This window comes from Microbacterium sp. Y-01, from assembly GCF_003856715.1.
GTDB classification, from domain to species: domain Bacteria; phylum Actinomycetota; class Actinomycetes; order Actinomycetales; family Microbacteriaceae; genus Microbacterium; species Microbacterium algeriense.
In genome coordinates, this window is sequence record NZ_CP024170.1 from 620,033 (window position 1) to 637,513 (window position 17,481).

At 70.7% G+C, this 17,481-nt stretch carries 18 protein-coding genes; 4 read left to right on the forward strand and 14 right to left on the reverse strand.

Annotated features, from left to right (window positions below):
• Positions 1–42: 42 nt before the first annotated feature.
• The 4 genes from CSX12_RS02835 to CSX12_RS02850 all read right to left on the reverse strand — a co-directional run bounded on the left by CSX12_RS02835 (position 43) and on the right by CSX12_RS02850 (position 4,291).
• Entirely contained in the window at positions 43–324 is a 282-nt protein-coding gene (locus tag CSX12_RS02835; RefSeq protein WP_017204357.1) for a hypothetical protein, read from the reverse strand.
• Positions 321–914 carry a hypothetical protein gene (locus tag CSX12_RS02840; RefSeq protein ID WP_124894783.1) on the reverse strand — a complete coding sequence of 198 codons (594 nt, stop codon included), beginning with the start codon at positions 912–914 and terminating at the stop codon, positions 321–323. Before CSX12_RS02840 ends, CSX12_RS02835 begins: the two co-directional genes overlap by 4 nt.
• Positions 911–3,202, reverse strand: coding sequence for a hypothetical protein (locus CSX12_RS02845; protein ID WP_017204359.1), 2,292 nt, complete (start codon positions 3,200–3,202; stop codon positions 911–913). Before CSX12_RS02845 ends, CSX12_RS02840 begins: the two co-directional genes overlap by 4 nt.
• A 99-nt stretch (positions 3,203–3,301) precedes the next feature.
• Entirely contained in the window at positions 3,302–4,291 is a 990-nt protein-coding gene (locus CSX12_RS02850) for a malate dehydrogenase (RefSeq protein ID WP_124894784.1), read from the reverse strand.
• Between the two features lie 43 nt (positions 4,292–4,334).
• Between CSX12_RS02850 and CSX12_RS02855 the strand changes: the two genes are divergently transcribed.
• Positions 4,335–5,213, forward strand: coding sequence for a neutral zinc metallopeptidase (locus tag CSX12_RS02855; RefSeq protein WP_124894785.1), 879 nt, complete (start codon positions 4,335–4,337; stop codon positions 5,211–5,213).
• A 66-nt stretch (positions 5,214–5,279) separates the two neighbouring features.
• Positions 5,280–6,254: a prolyl aminopeptidase gene (gene pip / locus CSX12_RS02860; RefSeq protein WP_124894786.1), complete on the forward strand. Its 975-nt coding sequence runs from the start codon at positions 5,280–5,282 to the stop codon at positions 6,252–6,254.
• 6 nt (positions 6,255–6,260) lie between these two features.
• Here pip and CSX12_RS02865 read toward each other — a convergent pair whose 3' ends face one another.
• The 6 genes from CSX12_RS02865 to CSX12_RS02890 all read right to left on the reverse strand — a co-directional run bounded on the left by CSX12_RS02865 (position 6,261) and on the right by CSX12_RS02890 (position 12,184).
• Entirely contained in the window at positions 6,261–8,054 is a 1,794-nt protein-coding gene (locus CSX12_RS02865; protein ID WP_124894787.1) for an aldehyde dehydrogenase family protein, read from the reverse strand.
• 28 nt (positions 8,055–8,082) lie between these two features.
• Positions 8,083–9,477, reverse strand: coding sequence for an MFS transporter (locus CSX12_RS02870; RefSeq protein WP_124894788.1), 1,395 nt, complete (start codon positions 9,475–9,477; stop codon positions 8,083–8,085).
• A 29-nt stretch (positions 9,478–9,506) separates the two neighbouring features.
• On the reverse strand, positions 9,507–9,770 hold the full coding sequence (locus CSX12_RS02875) for a glutaredoxin domain-containing protein (RefSeq protein ID WP_124894789.1): 264 nt from the start codon (positions 9,768–9,770) through the stop codon (positions 9,507–9,509).
• A 61-nt stretch (positions 9,771–9,831) separates the two neighbouring features.
• On the reverse strand, positions 9,832–10,713 hold the full coding sequence (locus CSX12_RS02880; protein ID WP_124894790.1) for an alpha/beta hydrolase: 882 nt from the start codon (positions 10,711–10,713) through the stop codon (positions 9,832–9,834).
• Positions 10,710–11,687 (reverse strand): cation transporter, encoded by a 978-nt coding sequence (locus CSX12_RS02885; protein WP_124894791.1) that lies wholly within the window; start codon positions 11,685–11,687, stop codon positions 10,710–10,712. Before CSX12_RS02885 ends, CSX12_RS02880 begins: the two co-directional genes overlap by 4 nt.
• Positions 11,684–12,184: a transporter substrate-binding domain-containing protein gene (locus CSX12_RS02890; RefSeq protein ID WP_241160549.1), complete on the reverse strand. Its 501-nt coding sequence runs from the start codon at positions 12,182–12,184 to the stop codon at positions 11,684–11,686. The genes CSX12_RS02885 and CSX12_RS02890 overlap by 4 nt, the downstream gene beginning before the upstream one ends.
• Positions 12,185–12,299: 115 nt before the next feature.
• Between CSX12_RS02890 and CSX12_RS02895 the strand changes: the two genes are divergently transcribed.
• Positions 12,300–12,692: an SIP domain-containing protein gene (locus CSX12_RS02895; RefSeq protein WP_124894792.1), complete on the forward strand. Its 393-nt coding sequence runs from the start codon at positions 12,300–12,302 to the stop codon at positions 12,690–12,692.
• Positions 12,693–12,699: 7 nt separating this feature from the next.
• Here the strand turns inward: CSX12_RS02895 and CSX12_RS02900 are convergent, their stop codons facing one another.
• A complete protein-coding gene (locus CSX12_RS02900) occupies positions 12,700–13,152 on the reverse strand; it encodes an adenylyltransferase/cytidyltransferase family protein (protein WP_124894793.1) in 453 nt (150 codons plus the stop codon).
• Between the two features lie 119 nt (positions 13,153–13,271).
• Between CSX12_RS02900 and CSX12_RS02905 the strand changes: the two genes are divergently transcribed.
• A complete protein-coding gene (locus CSX12_RS02905) occupies positions 13,272–14,492 on the forward strand; it encodes a glycosyltransferase (RefSeq protein WP_124894794.1) in 1,221 nt (406 codons plus the stop codon).
• 21 nt (positions 14,493–14,513) lie between these two features.
• Here the strand turns inward: CSX12_RS02905 and CSX12_RS02910 are convergent, their stop codons facing one another.
• From CSX12_RS02910 to CSX12_RS02920, 3 genes are read right to left on the reverse strand one after another with little or no spacing between them, the layout of a single operon-like run.
• Positions 14,514–15,776 carry a hypothetical protein gene (locus CSX12_RS02910; protein ID WP_017204638.1) on the reverse strand — a complete coding sequence of 421 codons (1,263 nt, stop codon included), beginning with the start codon at positions 15,774–15,776 and terminating at the stop codon, positions 14,514–14,516.
• Between the two features lie 13 nt (positions 15,777–15,789).
• Positions 15,790–16,446 (reverse strand): hypothetical protein, encoded by a 657-nt coding sequence (locus CSX12_RS02915; protein WP_124894795.1) that lies wholly within the window; start codon positions 16,444–16,446, stop codon positions 15,790–15,792.
• Positions 16,447–16,500: 54 nt separating this feature from the next.
• Positions 16,501–17,430 carry a glycosyltransferase family 2 protein gene (locus tag CSX12_RS02920; protein ID WP_124894796.1) on the reverse strand — a complete coding sequence of 310 codons (930 nt, stop codon included), beginning with the start codon at positions 17,428–17,430 and terminating at the stop codon, positions 16,501–16,503.
• Positions 17,431–17,481: the final 51 nt, after the last annotated feature.

Below are 17,481 nucleotides of genomic sequence, written 5' to 3' on the forward strand. Positions count from 1 at the left end.
ACTCTGTCATCACGGCGACTTCACGTCGTCGGTGCGCATTCCTCAGGGCGTGCCGCTGTTGGCGGCGCTGGTGATCTCGGCTTCCTGCGTCTCGAAGGCGGTCGCCGCATCGCGGGCGACGACGCCGGCGCCGGCGGTCATGCTCTGCAGCTGCAGCAGTGTGCCCTTGGCCCACATGGCCCAGGTGTCGGCGGCGGCGGAGACGGCCGAGCTCCCGCAGGCGCCGAGGGCGAGGTCCACGTCCAGGCTCAAGCCCCATGCGGTGCTCTGCAGGGTGCTGCCGGTCGCGCCGACGGCTTCGGAGTCGAACTGGAGGTCGGTCATGACGGCTCCTTCACATCGTCCGGAGAGTAGGTCTCGCTGGGGTCCGGCTGCGGGTCGAAGAGACCGATGCTGACACCGTCGAGGTCGCACTCCTCGAGCTTGAGGGCGGCGCCTTCCGAACGACGCTCGCCGCCATCGCGCATGACCACCCGGAATTCGGCCACCTGCCCCTGAAGCTCGGTGGGCGCGGTGGGCTTGTCGGCGGTGAGTACCCAGTCCTGGGCCTGGCACATCCGCACGATGGCCTCGCCGTCGGTCTCCTCGACATCGAGGGGGATCATCGGAGTGGGGCCGGGTGAGGTGAAGTGGCGGTTTCCCTTCGCGGCGCTCGTCTGGGCGGACGAGAAAGCCTTGATCGCCGAAGAGGAGGTGGTCGAACGGAGCTCTTCGCTCGTGTAATCACGGGTGACGAGCGCGGTGTTCAGTGCGAGATCGGAGGCACGCACCGCTTCGACCCACGGGTCGCTCTCCCATTCCCCGGAGGGAGGGCCGCTCTGCCACGTGACCTCGGGCGCCTCAGCAGCAGGAGTGCACCCGGCGAGGGCGATCCCCATGACGGCAAGACCGATTGCTGCGTGTGCGCGCTTCATTCTGCGTGTCCTTCTGCCCATGACGTGAAGGCCTCCGTACCGATGTCGTAGACCCAGAAGTGCTGCCGGGCGAGCTCTTCCGCCTCCGTGGCGGACAGGCCCTCGGTCATTCCGAGATCGTCCAGCAGCTGCCGGACGCTCTCCATCATCGCGGCCTCGCGACCGGCAGCATTGTTCTCCTGCTCCTGCAACAGTACTTCGTGCGCATTGCCCCACGCAGACGTCGCCTGGCCCTCCGCGAATTCGGTCACCTGGCCGACCACGACATCCTGACCGATGTCGATCAGCGTGCTTCCCCCCTGCACCAGCACGTCGCCGAGGCCGGGGATCGGGATGAGCCCGACAACCGTGCTCACCCCGTCGATGGCCGCCTGCACCGCGGCATCGTGGCGCGTCGCCTCGGCGAGATCAGTGCCGGCTGGTGCGCCATCCAACCAACTCTGCAGGGCGACGACACGTGTGATCGCTTCCTGTGTGAAGTCCGCGTCACCGCGGAGGTCGGCGAGCGTGATCAACGCGTCCTGATACTGCTGCACGGAGGCGGTGATCGCCTGCGCTCCGGCCGAGGACGTCTCGCCGTCGGACCAGGAGGCCGTGCCGAGCAGCTGGGCGAGCTGATCCGGGGATACATCCGGGATGGTTCGCTCAAGGTCGGTGCCGATGAGAATGGTCTGGATCGAGTCGCGCGTTCCCGAGAGGTCGTCGGATTCGGTGGCCGCCTCGGCGAAGTACGGCATCGAGAGCGAGATGCCCTCCGCGAGACGCACCTGGCCGATGCTGGTGAGATTCTCCGGCAGGAACGACTCGTTCTCGATGAGGGAACGCACCACGTCAGATGTGAGGGCAGCCACGCGCTCCCACGTCTCCGGGTTGTACGTGTGCGTGGCATCCGCGGGGCCGCCGGCCGCCTGCTGGGCACCTGCCCACAGGGCGCTCGGGCCTTCGAAGCCGTCTCCGGTGGTGTTCGCGCTCCAGTCGCGCTCACCGAACCAGTAGTCCACACGTCCCGTGCCGAGGTCGCCATCACCGAACGGGTCGTCGTCGGTCGAGGTGAGCCAGTCGAGCGCGGCGTCGGGGTAGGTGCCGAGGGTGGAGAAGATGCGGCCGGCCAGGTCGTCGACGCGGTTGCCGTCGAGGCCGGTCTGCTCGCCCTCCAGGAACGCGAGGGTGCGACCGCCGGCGTTCGGGGAGAAGTCCGTCCAGTTGCCGTACTGCATGCTCGACGGGTCGCGTTCGATGCGGTCGATCTCGTCGGCCATCGCGACGGTGAGGTTCACGCCGAGCGGGTGGTTCTTCTCGTCGGAGAACAGGAAGCCGATCGCGGCGACGGCGCCGCCCACGCTCGACGACGCACCGGTGAGCATGCTCTCGGCGAAGTCGCTCGACGTGGAGGGCATCCAGATCTGCGAGCCGGTGGAGAGGCCGCCCCGGATCGAGGTCGCCAGCGCGAGGGCGGTCGCTCCGGCGAGGCCGTCGACCATGACCGCGTCGCCGAGGTTGTCGATCATCGAGACGGTGTTCTCTCCGCCGACCTCGAGGAAGAACTGCGACATGACGAACGTGTCGTCGCCCCACACGTCGAAGAAGTCCTGCATCGCCTGCACGTTCTCGTCGGTGAGGTCGCCCTCGGCGATCTCGTCCGCGACGTTCGCGAAGGCGTCGCCGAGGTTGTCGTACGTCAGATCGTCGATGTCATCGATGCCCGCGAAGTTCAATGCCGACTGCATCGCATCCCATCGCGAGGACGCGGGCGGGGCGAGGGCGGCGACGAGAGCATCGTCGGCCGCCTGGCGCTGCGTGGCGAGCGTCTTGAGCTGGTTCGCCGCAGCGCGCATCTCGGACAGCCCTGGCTTGGTGCCGCTCGGGACGAAGAGGCCGGGCTGCAGGGTGGGGTTCGGGGCGTTGAACGTGTAGGTCGACAGCGGGAAGAGGCTCTCCTCCTGCTCCGCGGCCTTCCAGGTGGCGTATCCGGTCGCGTACGCCTGGTGCGCGGCCGTCGTCGCGACCCGGATCCGATCGACCTCGGTCGCGTAGGCGGTCAGCGCGGTCTGCACCGCGGAGAACTCGGTCTTCAACTCGTCGCACAGGGTCTGCGGCTTGGTCAGGGACGTGCGGAACGCGGCGCCCGCGTCGCCGGCCCAGATCGCCTCCGTGGTGGCCGTGGCCGCGTTCGCCAGCGCCGTACGCACCGTCTCGGTGCCGGTGCTCCGGTTGCTCACCCGCGTCGCCGCATCGTTCGCGGCGCCCGTGCTCCCGCGTCCCGGATGCAGTTCGTCCCACTGTGCCATGTCGTCGCCCCTCCTCGACGGCTCTCCCGTCCGCTGCAAATCTACCGGGGCCGGGGAAAAGTCTGCGATGGGCAGAACTCCCCATGCCCGGGAGAGGTGTCAGAGCAGACCGAGGGATCGCACCGCCTCGCGCTCCTCGACGAGTTCCGCCACGGAGGCGTCGATCCGGGCCCGCGCCCAGTCGTCCACGTCCAGGCCCTCCACCACGCGCCATTGCCCATCGACCGCCTCGACCGGGAACGAGCACACGAGTCCTTCCGGCACGCCGTACTCGCCGCGCGAGACGACGCCCGCCGACGTCCAGTCCTCGGTTCCGCGCACCCAGTCGCGCACGTGATCGATCGTCGCGCTCGCCGCGGACGCGACCGACGACGATCCGCGGACATCGATGATCTCGGCCCCGCGCTTCGCGACGCGCGGGATGAACGTCTGCTCGAGCCAGGCGGGAACGTCGCCGACGATCTGCTCCAGTGCCTCCCGCGCCGGCTTGCCGCCGACGGTCGCGTGCGACACGTCGGGGAACTGCGTCGCCGAGTGGTTGCCCCAGATCGGGACGCGGCGCACGGTGTGCACCGGCGTGCCGAGCGTCAGCGCGAGCTGCGCGCGGGCGCGGTTCTCATCGAGCCGGGTCAGCGCCGTGAACCGGTCCGCCGGCACCCCGTCGGCGGACGCCGAGGCGATCAGCGCGTTGGTGTTGGCCGGATTGCCGACCACGGTCACGCGCACGCCGGACGCGGCGTTCGCGGCGATGGCCGACCCCTGCGGACCGAAGATGCCTCCGTTGGCGGCCAGCAGGTCGCCGCGCTCCATGCCGGGGCCGCGCGGGCGAGCACCCACCAGCAGCGCGAGGTCGCAGCCGTCGAAGCCCACCGCCGCGTCATCGGTCACCTCGACATGTTCCAGCAGCCCGAACGCGCCGTCCTGCAGCTCGAGAGCCGCACCCTCGGCCGCCCCCAGGCCCTGGGGGATCTCCAGCAGCCGCAGCCGCACCTTCTCGTCGGGGCCGAGCAGGTCGCCCGCCGCGATGCGGAAGAGGAGGGCGTAGCCGATCTGCCCGCCCGCGCCGGTGATGGTGATCGTGGTGGTCATGTCCCGAGCCTACGACCGATCGCGCCCGGAGTACCCTCGACGCATGACTTTCAATCCCGACGCCGACCTCTCGGGCAACACCACCCGTCGACGCGGACGCACAGCTGCCATCGCCGGCGGCACTGGTGTCGGTGTGCTCGGCATCATCGCGCTCATCGCGGGCCCGCTGCTGGGCATCGACCTCACCGGGCTCCTCGGCGGCGGAGCTCCCAGCGGCGGCGGCGGGCCGGTCGGCGGCTCCGCGATCGAGAACTGCGACACCGGCGCCGACGCGAACGCCGACGTGGACTGCCGGATGGCGGGTGCTCAGCTCGCGCTCGACGCGTTCTGGGCCGACAACGTCGAGAACTACCGCGCCCCGCAGCTGATCGTGGTCGATGGCTCGACGTCGACCGCGTGCGGGACCGCATCGAACGCGGTCGGTCCGTTCTTCTGCCCCGGCGACGAGACCGTGTACATCGACCCGACCTTCTTCCAGCTCATGCAGCAGCAGTTCGGCGCCTCGGCGGGCAACCTCGCGCAGCTGTACATCGTCGGCCACGAGTGGGGTCACCACATCCAGTACATCACCGGGGCCATGGACGACCACCCGAACAACGGGACCGGGCCTGGCAGCAACGGCGTGCGCACCGAGCTGCAGGCCGACTGCTACGCCGGCGCCTGGATCGGGCGGATGTCGGAGCAGACCGACGCCGACGGAGACCGCTACCTCGAGCCGTCGACCGAGGAGCAGCGCATCGACGCGCTGAACGCCGCGTTCGCCGTCGGCGACGACCACATCCAGGAGCAGTCCGGATTCGTGAATCCGGAGAGCTGGACGCACGGCTCGAGCGAGCAGCGGCAGCGCTGGTTCGCGGAGGGGTACGCCAACGGCCTCGACGTCTGCGGGCAGCTCTTCACGCTCGACGAAGGCGAGCTGTAGGCCGGGGGTCCGCTCGGTATCAGATAGCGTGGATCCGGCAGGACCGCACGACAGGCTGGGGGGTCTATGGACGAGAAGACGGCGGGGCTCTATCCGGAGATCGAGCCGTACGAGACGGGGGAGCTGCTCGTCGGCGACGGGCACCGGGTGTACTGGGAGGTCAGCGGCAACCCGGAAGGGAAGCCCGTGGTGTTCCTGCACGGCGGTCCCGGCAGTGGGACAGCGCCCTGGCAGCGGCGCTTCTTCGACCCCGCGGCCTATCGCATCGTGCTCCTCGACCAGCGCGGCTGCGGACGCAGCACGCCGCACGCGAGTGCGTCGGACGCGGACCTGCGCCACGTCACGACCGCGCACCTGATCGCCGACCTCGAACTGCTGCGCAAGAACCTCGGCATCGAGCAGTGGCAGGTGTTCGGCGGATCGTGGGGCAGCGCCCTGGCGCTCGCCTACGCCCAGGCGCACCCGGCCGCGGTCAGCGAACTGATCCTGCGGGGCGTCTTCACCCTGCGCCGCGTGGAGCTGGAGTGGTTCTACGAGGGTGGGGCGGCGGCGCTGTTCCCCGATCGCTGGGAGGAGTTCATCGCCCCGATCCCGGTGCTGGAACGCTCGCGCATGATCGAGGCGTATCACCGACGACTGTTCGACCTCGACCCCGCCGTGCATGAGCCGGCCGCTCTGGCCTGGGCCGCGTGGGAGGCTGCGACGGTGACGCTTCGGCCCGATCCGCAGCAGATGAAGGACATGGCGGACCCGCGCAGGGCCGTCGCTTTCGCGCGCATCGAGAATCACTTCTTCGTGCACGGCGGCTGGTGGGAGGAGGGGCAGCTCCTCGCCGGGGTCGACGTCATCCGGCACATCCCCACGGTGATCGTCCAGGGCCGTCACGACGTCGTGACGCCGATGATGACCGCGTGGGAGCTGCACCGCGCGTGGCCGGAGGCCGACTTCCAGATCATCGACGACGCCGGTCATTCCGCGAGCGAGCCGGGCATCAGCGCGGCCCTGCGTGCCGCGACCGACCGGTTCCGTCCGGAGGCGTGACCCGCTCTACGCCCGCAGCGCCTTGGTCAGCGTCTTCAGCAGTCCGCCGACGCCCCCGGTGGCACGGTGCCGCGTCAGGCCCTCGCTCACGGCGGCGCCGGTGCGCGCGGAGACGAACCACGGCGGCTTGGGGAGGATGGTCAGGCGCCCCCCGCCGTTGACGAGCGGCAGCGACCGCGGGAAGGGCCGGAACGGGCCGCGCAGCACCGACCTCTCGACCCGGTCCAGCAGCAGGGCGTTGTGCACCACGCCGAGGCCGCTGCCCACGTCCTGGATCGTGCCGCCGGGGAATGCTCCCCAGGTCAGGGTCGGCGTGATGAAGCCGAACGCGGTCCAGCCGTTGATGGCGATCGAACCGTAGTGCAGGGCGGTGATCGCGCGTTCGAAGCCGCTGCCGAGCGCCTTCTCCGTTGCCGGGTCGATCAGCAGGTTCGCGCCCAGCGTGCCCTGCAGTCTCTCGTTCGCGTGGGCGACGGCGGCGTCCAGGAACTCCTGCCCGGTGCCGGGGAGCGCCACCACGCCGAGCACCGGCGCGAAGTACTCGGTGTTCTCGAGGGCGGTCGGGTCGTCGGTGTCGTCGATCTCCACCAGCAGGCGATCCCCGAGCACCAGGGCGTCGGGGTAGTCGTCCGTGGCCGTCTGCATGCGGGCCGGAGACCCGGGGTACCAGATCGGGCGCTCCGGCGCGTTGGCGTACGCCCGGCGCAGGGCGGCACGGAAGGCGTCGGCCTGGTCCCAGTCCGACGACATGATGACGACCTGTCCGGCGATGCAGTTGTGCCCGCAGTTCTGCAGCCGCATGGTCGCGATGTGCTCGGCCTGGTAGGCGAGGTCGGCGGCGGTCCACGCCCCGGGGACCACGATGATGGGGGACACGCCGCCGAGCTCCGCCGTGATGGGCTTCTTCAGCAGCGGACGGTTCTCCCGTCGCCGACGCTTCGTCGTCGCGGCTCCGTCGCCCTTCGACGGCCCCCACACGATGGTGTCGAACGTGGCCGCCGAACCCGTGATGTGCACGTGCGCGATGTCGGGGTGCTGGGTCAGGTGGGCGCCGGCGGCCGGCCCCCCGCGGACGATGCGGAGGAACCCGGGTTCGATGAGGGCGGCGAGGGCGCGCTTGTACACCGGGACGAGCGGGTCCTGTGTGGGGTTCACCTTGAGCAGTGCGGTGCGGTTGTGGGCGAGCAGCTCGTAGAGCACGTCGAGCACGGGGATGGAGGTGACGTTGCCGGCGCCGAGCACCAGACCGACCCCGCCGGAGTCGCCGGGGGTGCGCTGTGCCAGGCCGGCCGCGGCACGGGCCGTGCTGGGCGTGACGCCGGGCTCCAGCCAGACCTCTCCCGTGAAGCCCGACAGCAGGAAGCGATCGATGCCGGTCAGGGGGAACGCGTGCACGCGGGTCCGCCCGCCGGGGGCGCGATCGACCCGGATCCCGTCGAGGGGATTGGTGCCCTCGGCGAGCCGCTTCAGGGTCTCGATGTAGGCATCGAGCGCGCCGAGGACGCTGTACGGGCCGCTGAGCCACTCCTCTCCCCGGAGGGGGTGCCCGGCATCGAGCCCCTTGGACGCGGCGGCGGTGTTCGCCCAGTCCTCGGCCGTCGCGGCGACCCCGCTGCGCACGGCCCGCAGCAGCGTCACCCGCTGAGCGAGCGTCAATGCCGACCAGGTGAGTGCTCCGGTCGCGAGGTCGCGGATCGCCGCGTCGAGACGGTCGCGTTCCGCCTCGCTGAGAGCCGGCGTCTCGGGCTTCGAGGCGGTCGTCGCGGGGGCCGTGTCGGTGGGCGTGGTCGCAGAAGTCATCGGCGTCTCCTTCGGACGGGATCCCAGCTTAGGCGTCGGAGGTCATCGGCGCCTCGATGTCGTCCCGCCGCAGACGGTACCCCCGCAGCGTCAGCAGACTGGCGATCATGAGCAGCGCGGGGAGGACGCTGAAGCTCAGGACGATGCCGGCGATGGCCGCGTCCGGCTGATCCACGGTCTCCCCGGCGACGGTGGAGACGTACCCGGTGGCGGCGAGCGTCAGCGACACCGCGGTGGCGCCCAGAGCGAAGCCGATGGTCTCGCCGGCGGTCCAGATCCCCGTGAACGTGCCGGCCTGTCCGGTGCCGCTGGTGCGCTCGTCGTGCGTGATGACATCGGGCAGCATCGCCATGGGCAGCGACTGGAGGCCCGCGTAGGCGATGCCGGCGACCGCGACCGAGGCGTAGATCCAGGGGCCGGGCGCCCACACCGCGAGGACGAGCGAGGCTGCGGCGATCGTGAACAGCACGCTGGCGCCGGCGAACGCCCGCTCCTTTCCGAGCCGACGGGCGATGAGCGTCCAGCCCGGGGTGGCCAGCAGTGCCGGGCCGACGAGGGCGACGAACACGAAGGTCACCGCGTCCTCGGATCGGAGCACCCAGGTCGCGACGTACTGGGCTCCGGCGAGCATCGTGCCGGTCGCGAGCGCCTGCAGCACGAAGGTGCCCAGCAGGGCGCGGAACGGCTGGCTGCGCCCGAGCGCGCGGAAGCCCGACATGTACTGATCGCGCCACGTGGAGGGGATCGTCTCGGCCTCGCGTCCGGACGACATCCGTCGAGCCGCAGCCGCAGCCGTGCGGGACGCGATCAGCATCCCGACGCCGATCACGATCCCGGAGGCGATGCCCATCAGCAGGTACCCGGTCACCGGGTCGTCGCCGGCGTTGCGCAGAGCAGGGCCTCCGGCGCCGAAGAGGAGGATCGCTGCGGTGAGCACCACCACCCGCCAGCCGAGGAGCCGGGTGCGCTCGTCGTAGCTGCCGGTGAGTTCGGCGGGCAGTGCCACGTAGGGCACCTGGAACAGGCTGAACGCCGTCGCCGTGGCGAGGAAGGCGAGCAGCACGCAGATCGCGCCGGCCACCGGACCCCAGGACGGCGGCACGGCGAAGGTCAGCGCGAAGAACGCCGGGAGCGCGAGCCCGCCCGTGACCATGAAGCCGCGGCGGGAGCCGGTGCGGGCGAGCTGCCGATCGGATGCGGCTCCGATCAGGGGGTCGATCAGCACGTCCCAGACCTTCGCCGCGGTCACGATGAGTCCGGCGGCCAGCGCGGCGACACCGAGGTTGTCGGTGAGGAAGTACGTCAGCACCAGACCCGGCAGAGTGGCGTATCCGCCGGTGCCGAGCGAGCCGATCGCGTACAGGGCGACGGTGCGCGCGGAGAGGCGGACGGACGCCCGTTCGGGTCGAGCTTCGGTGCTCATCGCGCCAGTGTAGCGGCGCGCCGAGACGATCAGATCAGCGAGAGCTCGCGCAGCTTCGACTCGACGTCCGCGTTCGACGGCTCGACGTGGTGCGAGGCGTCGGGGTACACCACGACGGGGATGTTCGTGCGTCCCGAGATCTCCTTCGCGACGTCCGCGGCGGCCGGCTCGGCGACCAGGTCGACGTACGTGTAGGCGACGCCGAGCTCGTCGAGCTGCTTCTTCGTGCGGATGCAGTCGCGGCACCAGTCGGCGCCGAACATCGTGATGGTGTCGGAAGCGGGAGCAGTCATACGACCAGCCTACGGCCGCCCGGCGGGGGTGGCGCTGGGAGCGGCCTGTGACGGGAGCGGCTCAGGAGAAGAACCGTCCGAGCGAGGCGGCGACGTCGGGTGCGGCCTCCTCGGCCATGTGGTGGCGGCTGTCGACGCGGTGGCCCCTGACGTCCGTGGCCCAGCCCCGCCAGATCTCGAGCGGGTCCCCGTGCAGCGACTCGAGGTCGTCGTGGGCGGACCAGAGGATGAGCGTCGGCGCGTCGATCCGGCGCCCGGCGCTCCGGTCGGCCTCCTCGTGTTCGCGGTCGACGGTGAGGCCGGCGCGGTAGTCCTCCAGCATCGCCCGCACGACCTCCGGGTCGTGGACCGCCGCCCGCAGCTCCGCATGGTTCGCGGCACCCATGGTCTCGGCGTCGGCCTTCGCGGCGTACCAGGCGTCGGGGTCGGCGTTGATGACGCGTTCGGGGATGTCGGGCTGCGCGAAGAAGAACCAATGCCACCAGCTCGTGGCAAATCGCGCGTCCGCCCGTCGCAGGTGCTCGGTGATCGGGATGCAGTCCATGAGCGCGAGCCGATCGACGCGGTCCGGATGGTCGATGGCGAGTCGGAGCGCGACGTAGCTGCCGCGGTCGTGGCCGGCGAGGTGGAACCGCTCCTGTCCGAGCCGCCGGGCGACCTCGACCATGTCGGCCGCGACCGCGCGCTTCGAGTGCGCCGAGTGATCCGGGACCGGCCGCGGCCCGCGGGAGCGCCCGTAGCCGCGCAGATCGGGGCAGATCACGGTGAAGCCCTGTTCCACGAGCAGGGGCGCCACGCGATGCCAGGTCGCCGAGGTCCGCGGATGCCCGTGCAGGAGCATCACGGCCGGACCGGATCCCCCGTACCGTACGAAGATCTCGGCGTCGCCGGTCGGGATCCGCGCTTCGGCGAACCCGGGGAAGAGCGGCTCCTCGACCGTCATCTGCCCGTGTCCGCCTCGTCGGGCAGGTCGCCGACCGGCATCACGACCACGTCCTGCATCTTCCAGTCGATGTCGGCGATCCCGGCCGCCGCGGCGTCGATGTCCTCCACCGAGACCTTGCTCCGATGCGGCACGACGAACGCCTCGACGTGGAAGACCTGGCCCTGATCGCGCATCCGCACGCCCGCGTCGGCCACCCAGGGTCGGCTGCGCAGGTACGACACGATGTCACGGGCGAGCGGGTGCGGGTTCTTGCTGTCATACGTGCGGGCGCGCTGATCCATGAGGTCGACGATCGCCGTCCTGGTGTTGCGGAAGCCGTCCCAGATGATGCCGAGCGAGATGAACAGGGCCGCCGCGCCGTCCAGCCACCACACCCCGACGCCCACGCCGAGCACGCCGACGATCGATGCCACCGTGGTCTGCCAGTCGGCCTTGGCCATGTCGGCATCGGCGTAGAGGAGCTTGTTGTGCAGGACCGGGGCGAGCTTCGACTTCGCGGGGCCGTACAGGAACACCGGGCCGACGATGACGACGGCCATCACGGCGACCATCAGCCAGCCCAGCCAGATCGTCTGGCCGAACAGCTGCACGGTGCCGATCGTGGGGTGCTCGCCGGCGATGAGTCCTGTGACCGCCTCGATGGCGAGGTTGAGGCCCACCGCGAGGAGGGCCACACCGGCGACGAGGTGTCCGACGCCCATCGCGCGGTGCAGGCCGTACGGGTGCTTCTTCGTCGGGCGCCGCCGGACGAAGAGCAGTGCGGTCAGGAACGCGATCTGCGGGATGAGGGACAGCATGTCCTCGATCCACGCGGTGCGCATCGCCTGGGACTCGCCCACGACGAGGGCGATCACCGCGATCGTGATCGAGGTGTAGACGATCGTAAAGACCTCCCAGCGGACGGCCTTCTTGATCGCCTGCTCCTGCTCGGAGGGGAGAGTCGTCCGTCCGAACTGCTTCGTCTCGGTCATGAGCCGACCTCCGCGTCGAGGAAGGACTCCAGCTTGGACAGGAAGGCGTTCTCGCCGAGGGGCACCAGCATCACGAGCTCTCGCCCGTCCGCTCCTTCGATGCCCGGGTAGCCCCTGGTCACTCCTGCCTTGTCAATCCACGGAGTGTCGGGCGTGATCCCGCCGGCCACGAGGTCGAGGTCGCCCGCCTCCAGCATCCGCACGAGCGTCTCCTCCGACGCGACCGTCCACGTCGGCTCGGCCTCGATGCTGTCGGCGAAGGCATCCACGAGGTCGACAACGGTCCCCGTCGGATCGCCGCGGGTCACCTCGACCAGGTCGCCGTCGGGCGAGGTGCCGACGCGCAGCTCGCCGCCGGAGACGGAGGAGAGTGTGCCGTCCGGGTCGGCGGGGATCGTGAGTCCGCAGCCGGAGAGAGCGCCGGCCAGGATGAGGCCGATGGCCGCCGTCGCCCACCTCCGCTGGCGGTGCCGGCGGAAAGTCCAGGATCTGTCCACGGAGCCAGCATGGCCCGCGGTCCTGGTCGCCGCAAAGCGGTTGACGACGGCGCCGCGATCAGGCTAGCCCAGTCGACCTCTTGTGGGTAAGGGTAGCCTTACCTAGACTCGAGGCATGAGCAACGCGTGCGAGCACCTGGAGGAGCCCGACTGGGAGAGCATCGACGGCACGGTGCTCATCGCGGGGGACGCGGCCGACGCCGCGCTCATCGCGCGCATCGCCTCCCGCCTGCCATGGGACGTGCAGGGTGTCATCCTGCTCGAGGCGGCCGCGCGCATCCAGTTCCGCCACATCGACGTGCCCGACGGGGTCTCCGTCCGGTGGCTCGTCCGCGGAGACGGAACCCGAGCGCACCACCGTGGTGAACGGCTGGCGAACGCCGTGCACGCCTGGTGCGTGGAGTGGACGTGCTCCGAGCCGCCCGCGCAGTGGACGGTGTGGCTCGGGCCGCACACCCCGCCGCATGTGGCGCGGATGGCGCGGAGCCTTCTCGGCGTCGCGAACTGACGGCGGCTCAGCGCAGGGCGGCCGCGGGTGCCGCAGCTCCCGCGGTGATCGCGTCGAGAGCGCGCCGCAGGGTCGAGCTCGACGTGTGCGCCGTGTACGGGAAGTACACCACCTCGACGCCCACCGCCGCGAACTCCGACTCCAGCCGCAGGCCCTTCTCGGTGCCGCGCCAGTCGTCGCCCTTGAAGAAGTGCGTGAACTGCACGTCGCGCCACGAGTCCATCTTCGACGGCGTCGTCTCGACGTAGACGTCGTCGACGAACGAGATGTGCTTGACGATCTCCGCACGCTCCGCCGTCGGGATGACGGGCTCGATGCCCTTCACCTGACGCAGCATCTCGTCGCTGACGACGCCCGCGATCAGAACGTCGCAGTGCTGCTTGGCGTGACGAAGAAGGTTGAGATGCCCGACGTGAAACAGGTCGAAAGCACCAACGGCATAGCCGATACGCGTCCCCATGATCTCCCCAGATCAGTGATTCCCCAGTGAGCGGATCCCCATCCGCTTCGCGACTCCCACAGCCGCGAATCGAGAGTCTAGCAGGCCCGGTTTCCTTCTGCACAGGAACCCGTGGAACGATGGAGGCCGGGCGCGAGGCGCACGCGGAACAGGGGGCGGACGTGGGGACACCGGTGACGATCATCGTGCCGACGTTCAATGAGCGCGACAGCGTCGCCGAACTGGTCGCCCGCACGGCGGCCGCGCTCGCCGGGTGGGACGCCGAGATCCTCTTCGTCGACGACAGCGCGGACGACACGGCGGCCGAGATCGCGCGGGTCGCGGCGGACGCCCCGCTCCCGGTGCGGGTCATCCACCGGACGCAGAACACGGGAGGGCTGGGCGGCGCCGTCGTCGTCGGCCTCCAGGCCGCCTCCTCCGACGTGTGCATCGTGATGGACGGCGACCTGCAGCATCCGCCGGAGCTTCTCCCCACCCTGCTCGTCCGGCACGCCGACGGCGGCGCCGACGTGGTCGCCGCGTCCCGCTACATCGGCGGCGGCGACACCAGCGGCCTGGGCACGGCGGTGCGCTTCGGCGTCTCCCGGGTGGCAACGTGGCTGACGCGGGCGATGTTCCCTCGTCGCCTCGCCCGCAGCACCGACCCCATGACGGGCTTCTTCCTCGTCGACCGCACCCGCCTGGATCCGTCGGCGCTCAAGCCCCAGGGGTTCAAGATCCTCCTCGAGATCCTCGCGCGCAACGACCTGCGCATCGCCGAGGTGCCGATGGAGTTCGCCGAGCGGCGGCACGGCACGTCCAAGGCGAGCCTGCGTCAGGGCGGCACGTTCATCGCCCATCTCGCGCGGCTGCGCTTCGGGAAGATGTCGCTCTTCGCCCTCATCGGCGTGATCGGGGCGGTCGCGAACCTCGGCATCATGTGGGGACTGACCGCCGCCGGCGTGCCCTACGTCTGGGCGGCGATCGTCGGTGCCGAGGTCACGATCATCGGCAACTTCCTGCTGCAGGAGCGCTTCGTGTTCGCCGACATGAAGACGGATGCCCGCGGGGTCGGGATCCGCTTCGCCAGCTCGTTCGCGTTCAACAACGTCGAGGCGGCGCTGCGCATCCCCGTGATGGCTCTGATGGTCGAGACCTGGCACATCTCCAGCGTGCTCGCGACGGCGCTCTCCCTCATCGTGGCGTTCTTCGCCCGGTTCCTGTTCCACTCGCTCGTGGTCTACGCCCCCACCCGTCGGCGCAAGGGCGACCAGGCGTCGTCCGAGCCCCCGACCGACACGGCCGCGCAGCGGGTGATCCGCGCGATCGACGTCGAGGTCATGAAGCCGGGCGAGCTCTGAGGGATACGCCCGTCGGCGGTGTCACTCCGCTCCGACGGGCCCGCCCTGTGAGGCCAGCCGATCCGACCGCCGCGGGCGGTCCGGCCGGCGTCGCACGAGTTCCGCGACCGGGATGGCCGTGAGGGCGAAGAGCAGCGCCAGCGTCCGCGAGGAGGTCAGCAGCGGGCTGAAGAACGTGTCCCACGCGCCCAGCAGGGTCAGCCACACGACGAGGCCGGATGCCGCCTTGAGGGAGACCGCACGGGCCACGGCGTAGATCGCCCCGACGAGGAGGGCGACGGCGAAGGCGGCCCCGAGCGGACCGAAGCGCAGCCACAGGTCGCCGAGCACGGAGTGGACCTCGAACTGGCCGCCGAACATGTAGCCCTCGACGTAGCCGTTGTCCGGGTCGTAGTTCAGCTCGCTCATGCCCGTCTTCGCGATCCAGACGTCCACGGAGGTGGGCAGCACGCCGCTGCCGAATCCCTGCGGGCGGGCGCTGATCAGTGCGGTGGCGGCACCGAGCTCGGGGCGTCCTCCCGCGATCAGGGAGCCGGAGGTGTCGATCTGCGCCTGTGTCCGCTGCTGGGCGGCGTCTCCCAGCACGCCCTCGAGGATCAGGGCCTGCAGCAGGCTGAAGGCTGCCAGGCTCAGAGCGCCGAGGAGCACGAGGGTCTGCGCCGGACGGGGGCGCCGGCTCCCCGGAGGGAGGAACATCTGCCAGAGCACGATGACGCCGGCCAGGAGCAGGAAGGACGTCATCGACCGGGAGTCCGAGAACAGGCACACGGCCGCGAGCGCCGCGAGCGCGAGCAGGTCGAGGGAGCGGCGTCGGGTCGTCGACGTGAAGCCGAGCACGATGATGATGACGGGCACCGCGAGCGAGTACTTCCACAGGTTCGCCGGGTTCCCGCCGGTGAGCGCGACGTTCGCGAGCGCGCCGACGCCGAACGCGACGGCGGTGCCGCCGAAACCCAGCTCCGTGCGCGCCCACAGCAGGACGCCGATGCCGCCGGCGAGCGACAGCAGCGTGAGCGACTGCTCGATCAGGAGGCTCGTGGATGTCGGCCGCATCGTCTCGAACACCGTGAGCAGGGCCCCGGAGACCGCGGCGAGAGCCGCGAGGACGATCAGCGGTCTCGCGAACCGGTACTGCCGCAGCACCGGCCACCACACCGGAAGCAGCACGACGGCGATGACGACCGAGATGCTGATGCCGGGGCCGAAGGTGTAGCGGACTGCCGACGCCGCCGCCGCGACCGCCGCGATGATCGAGGTGGTCGTGTACTTGTCGGCGCCGGTCATCGCTGCCCCCGCCTCAGCGGAGGTCGCCGCGGAACACGGCGACCTGCGCACCGAGGAGGTAGTCGACGGTCACCGTCACGTCCTTGCGATCCGACTCCGGCACGGTGAACAGGTACACGCCCTCCGCGGAGTCGCCGGGCGCGAGCGATCCTTCGAACGGCGCCCCTCCCGGCTGCGTGAGCGTGCCGGCGGGGGTGCGGTCCTTCCCGGAGTACGCATTCACCGTCACATACTCCAGGTCGAGGGGGTCGGAGCCCTCGTTGACGAGGCGCACCGTGACTCTGATCGCCGGTCCTGAGGTCTCTCCGGCGAGGGCGGCCTCGCCCTGGACGGCTTCGATGCGCGACAGCGAGATGTCGATCCGGTCCGCCGTGACGACCGTGGCGTCGGGTGCGACGGGCGTGAGCTCGGCGAACGGCGAATCGCTGGCAGAGGGAGCAGGAGACGGGGTCTCACTGGGGCGCGGCGCGTCGGTTCCGACGATGTCGCGGGGCGGTACCGTCGGGGTCGCGCTGGGCGACCCGCTCGGAGCCGGCTGCCCGGACGGCGCCAGGAGCGGCGGCACGATGAAGGCGGCGGCCACCGCGAGCGCGATCACCGCGATGAGGACCGCCAGGACGATCCAGGTGCGGCTGCGAGCCGGCTTCTTCTCGTCGTGCGCTTCGACCATGTGACCCCACCTCGCCCCTGCGTCCTCGCGGTCGCGAGAGACGGTGATCCGAGTTTAGACCTCAGCACCCCGGCGCGACCGAGCGCCTGCCATCAGCCGCCTTCCGTCGCGCACTCCGCGCCATGCGGCACGCAGGGGCGCGAGCGAGCGGAGGAACTGTCGTCTTCCGCCGCGGAGCAGGACCTGCCGCGCGTTCGGCCAGGCCGTCCGGTTCCAGGCCTCGGCGTCGGCGGCGTCGAGGTGGCGCGCGGCGAACAGCAGCCGGTTGCGGATGTTGTAGTAGTAGTACAGCTCGGACTTCGCCTCCGGGCGCTGACGCTGCCCCCGATGCGTCCCGCCCTCGTCGTGGACGGCGATCGCGTCCTCCACCACGAGGAGCCTGGCACCCCGCTCCGCCGCTCGCACCGAGATGTCGACGTCCTCCCAGTAGAGGAAGTACTCCTCGTCGAAGCCCCCCGAGAGGTCCCAGACGGCGCGCGGGATCAGCATGCAGGCCCCGCTGATCCAGGGCAGCCGACGGGCGGACGGCTGCTCCCGCCGCCGCCGCGGGCCGCCCATCGAGCCGTCGGCGAGGTACACGTCCATGCCGGCGAACCAGGTCCTGCCCTCCGCGTCCTCCACGCGAGGCGACGCGAGCGTCATGCCGTCGGAGGTGGCATCGAGCAGGGCGGCGGTCGATGACGCATCGATGCGCGCGTCGGGGTTGAGTAGGAGCAGATCCGAGGCCCCGGCGGCCTCGAACGCGTGGGTCGCTCCGGCGTTCACGCCGCCGCCGAATCCCGCGTTCGCGTCCATCGCCACCAGGTCCCAGCCGTGGAGGGCGCACAGCTCCTCCACCCGTCGGCGCTCCTCGGCGGTCGAACGGTTGTCGACGACGACGATCCGCGCCTCAGGAAGGGCCGCAGCGGTCGCGACGAGGTTGGTGGAGAGCAGGGCGGCCGAGCCGTAATTGACGACGATGACCGCGAGTGCGCGTTCGCTCACTCCTGCTCCTCTCCGGCCGCACACCTCGCGGGGGCGCGCTCGAACCTGTAG

Coding starts and splice junctions, on each gene's coding strand:
- CSX12_RS02910 (WP_017204638.1), bottom strand. CDS start 15,776: ATGACCGGCGCCGACAAGTACACGACCACCTCGATCATCGCGGCGGTC.
- pip (WP_124894786.1), top strand. CDS start 5,280: ATGGACGAGAAGACGGCGGGGCTCTATCCGGAGATCGAGCCGTACGAG.
- CSX12_RS02835 (WP_017204357.1), bottom strand. CDS start 324: ATGACCGACCTCCAGTTCGACTCCGAAGCCGTCGGCGCGACCGGCAGC.
- CSX12_RS02870 (WP_124894788.1), bottom strand. CDS start 9,477: ATGAGCACCGAAGCTCGACCCGAACGGGCGTCCGTCCGCCTCTCCGCG.
- CSX12_RS02875 (WP_124894789.1), bottom strand. CDS start 9,770: ATGACTGCTCCCGCTTCCGACACCATCACGATGTTCGGCGCCGACTGG.
- CSX12_RS02905 (WP_124894794.1), top strand. CDS start 13,272: ATGGAGGCCGGGCGCGAGGCGCACGCGGAACAGGGGGCGGACGTGGGG.
- CSX12_RS02840 (WP_124894783.1), bottom strand. CDS start 914: ATGAAGCGCGCACACGCAGCAATCGGTCTTGCCGTCATGGGGATCGCC.
- CSX12_RS02915 (WP_124894795.1), bottom strand. CDS start 16,446: ATGGTCGAAGCGCACGACGAGAAGAAGCCGGCTCGCAGCCGCACCTGG.
- CSX12_RS02885 (WP_124894791.1), bottom strand. CDS start 11,687: ATGACCGAGACGAAGCAGTTCGGACGGACGACTCTCCCCTCCGAGCAG.
- CSX12_RS02855 (WP_124894785.1), top strand. CDS start 4,335: ATGACTTTCAATCCCGACGCCGACCTCTCGGGCAACACCACCCGTCGA.
- CSX12_RS02865 (WP_124894787.1), bottom strand. CDS start 8,054: ATGACTTCTGCGACCACGCCCACCGACACGGCCCCCGCGACGACCGCC.
- CSX12_RS02895 (WP_124894792.1), top strand. CDS start 12,300: ATGAGCAACGCGTGCGAGCACCTGGAGGAGCCCGACTGGGAGAGCATC.
- CSX12_RS02900 (WP_124894793.1), bottom strand. CDS start 13,152: ATGGGGACGCGTATCGGCTATGCCGTTGGTGCTTTCGACCTGTTTCAC.
- CSX12_RS02880 (WP_124894790.1), bottom strand. CDS start 10,713: ATGACGGTCGAGGAGCCGCTCTTCCCCGGGTTCGCCGAAGCGCGGATC.
- CSX12_RS02850 (WP_124894784.1), bottom strand. CDS start 4,291: ATGACCACCACGATCACCATCACCGGCGCGGGCGGGCAGATCGGCTAC.
- CSX12_RS02845 (WP_017204359.1), bottom strand. CDS start 3,202: ATGGCACAGTGGGACGAACTGCATCCGGGACGCGGGAGCACGGGCGCC.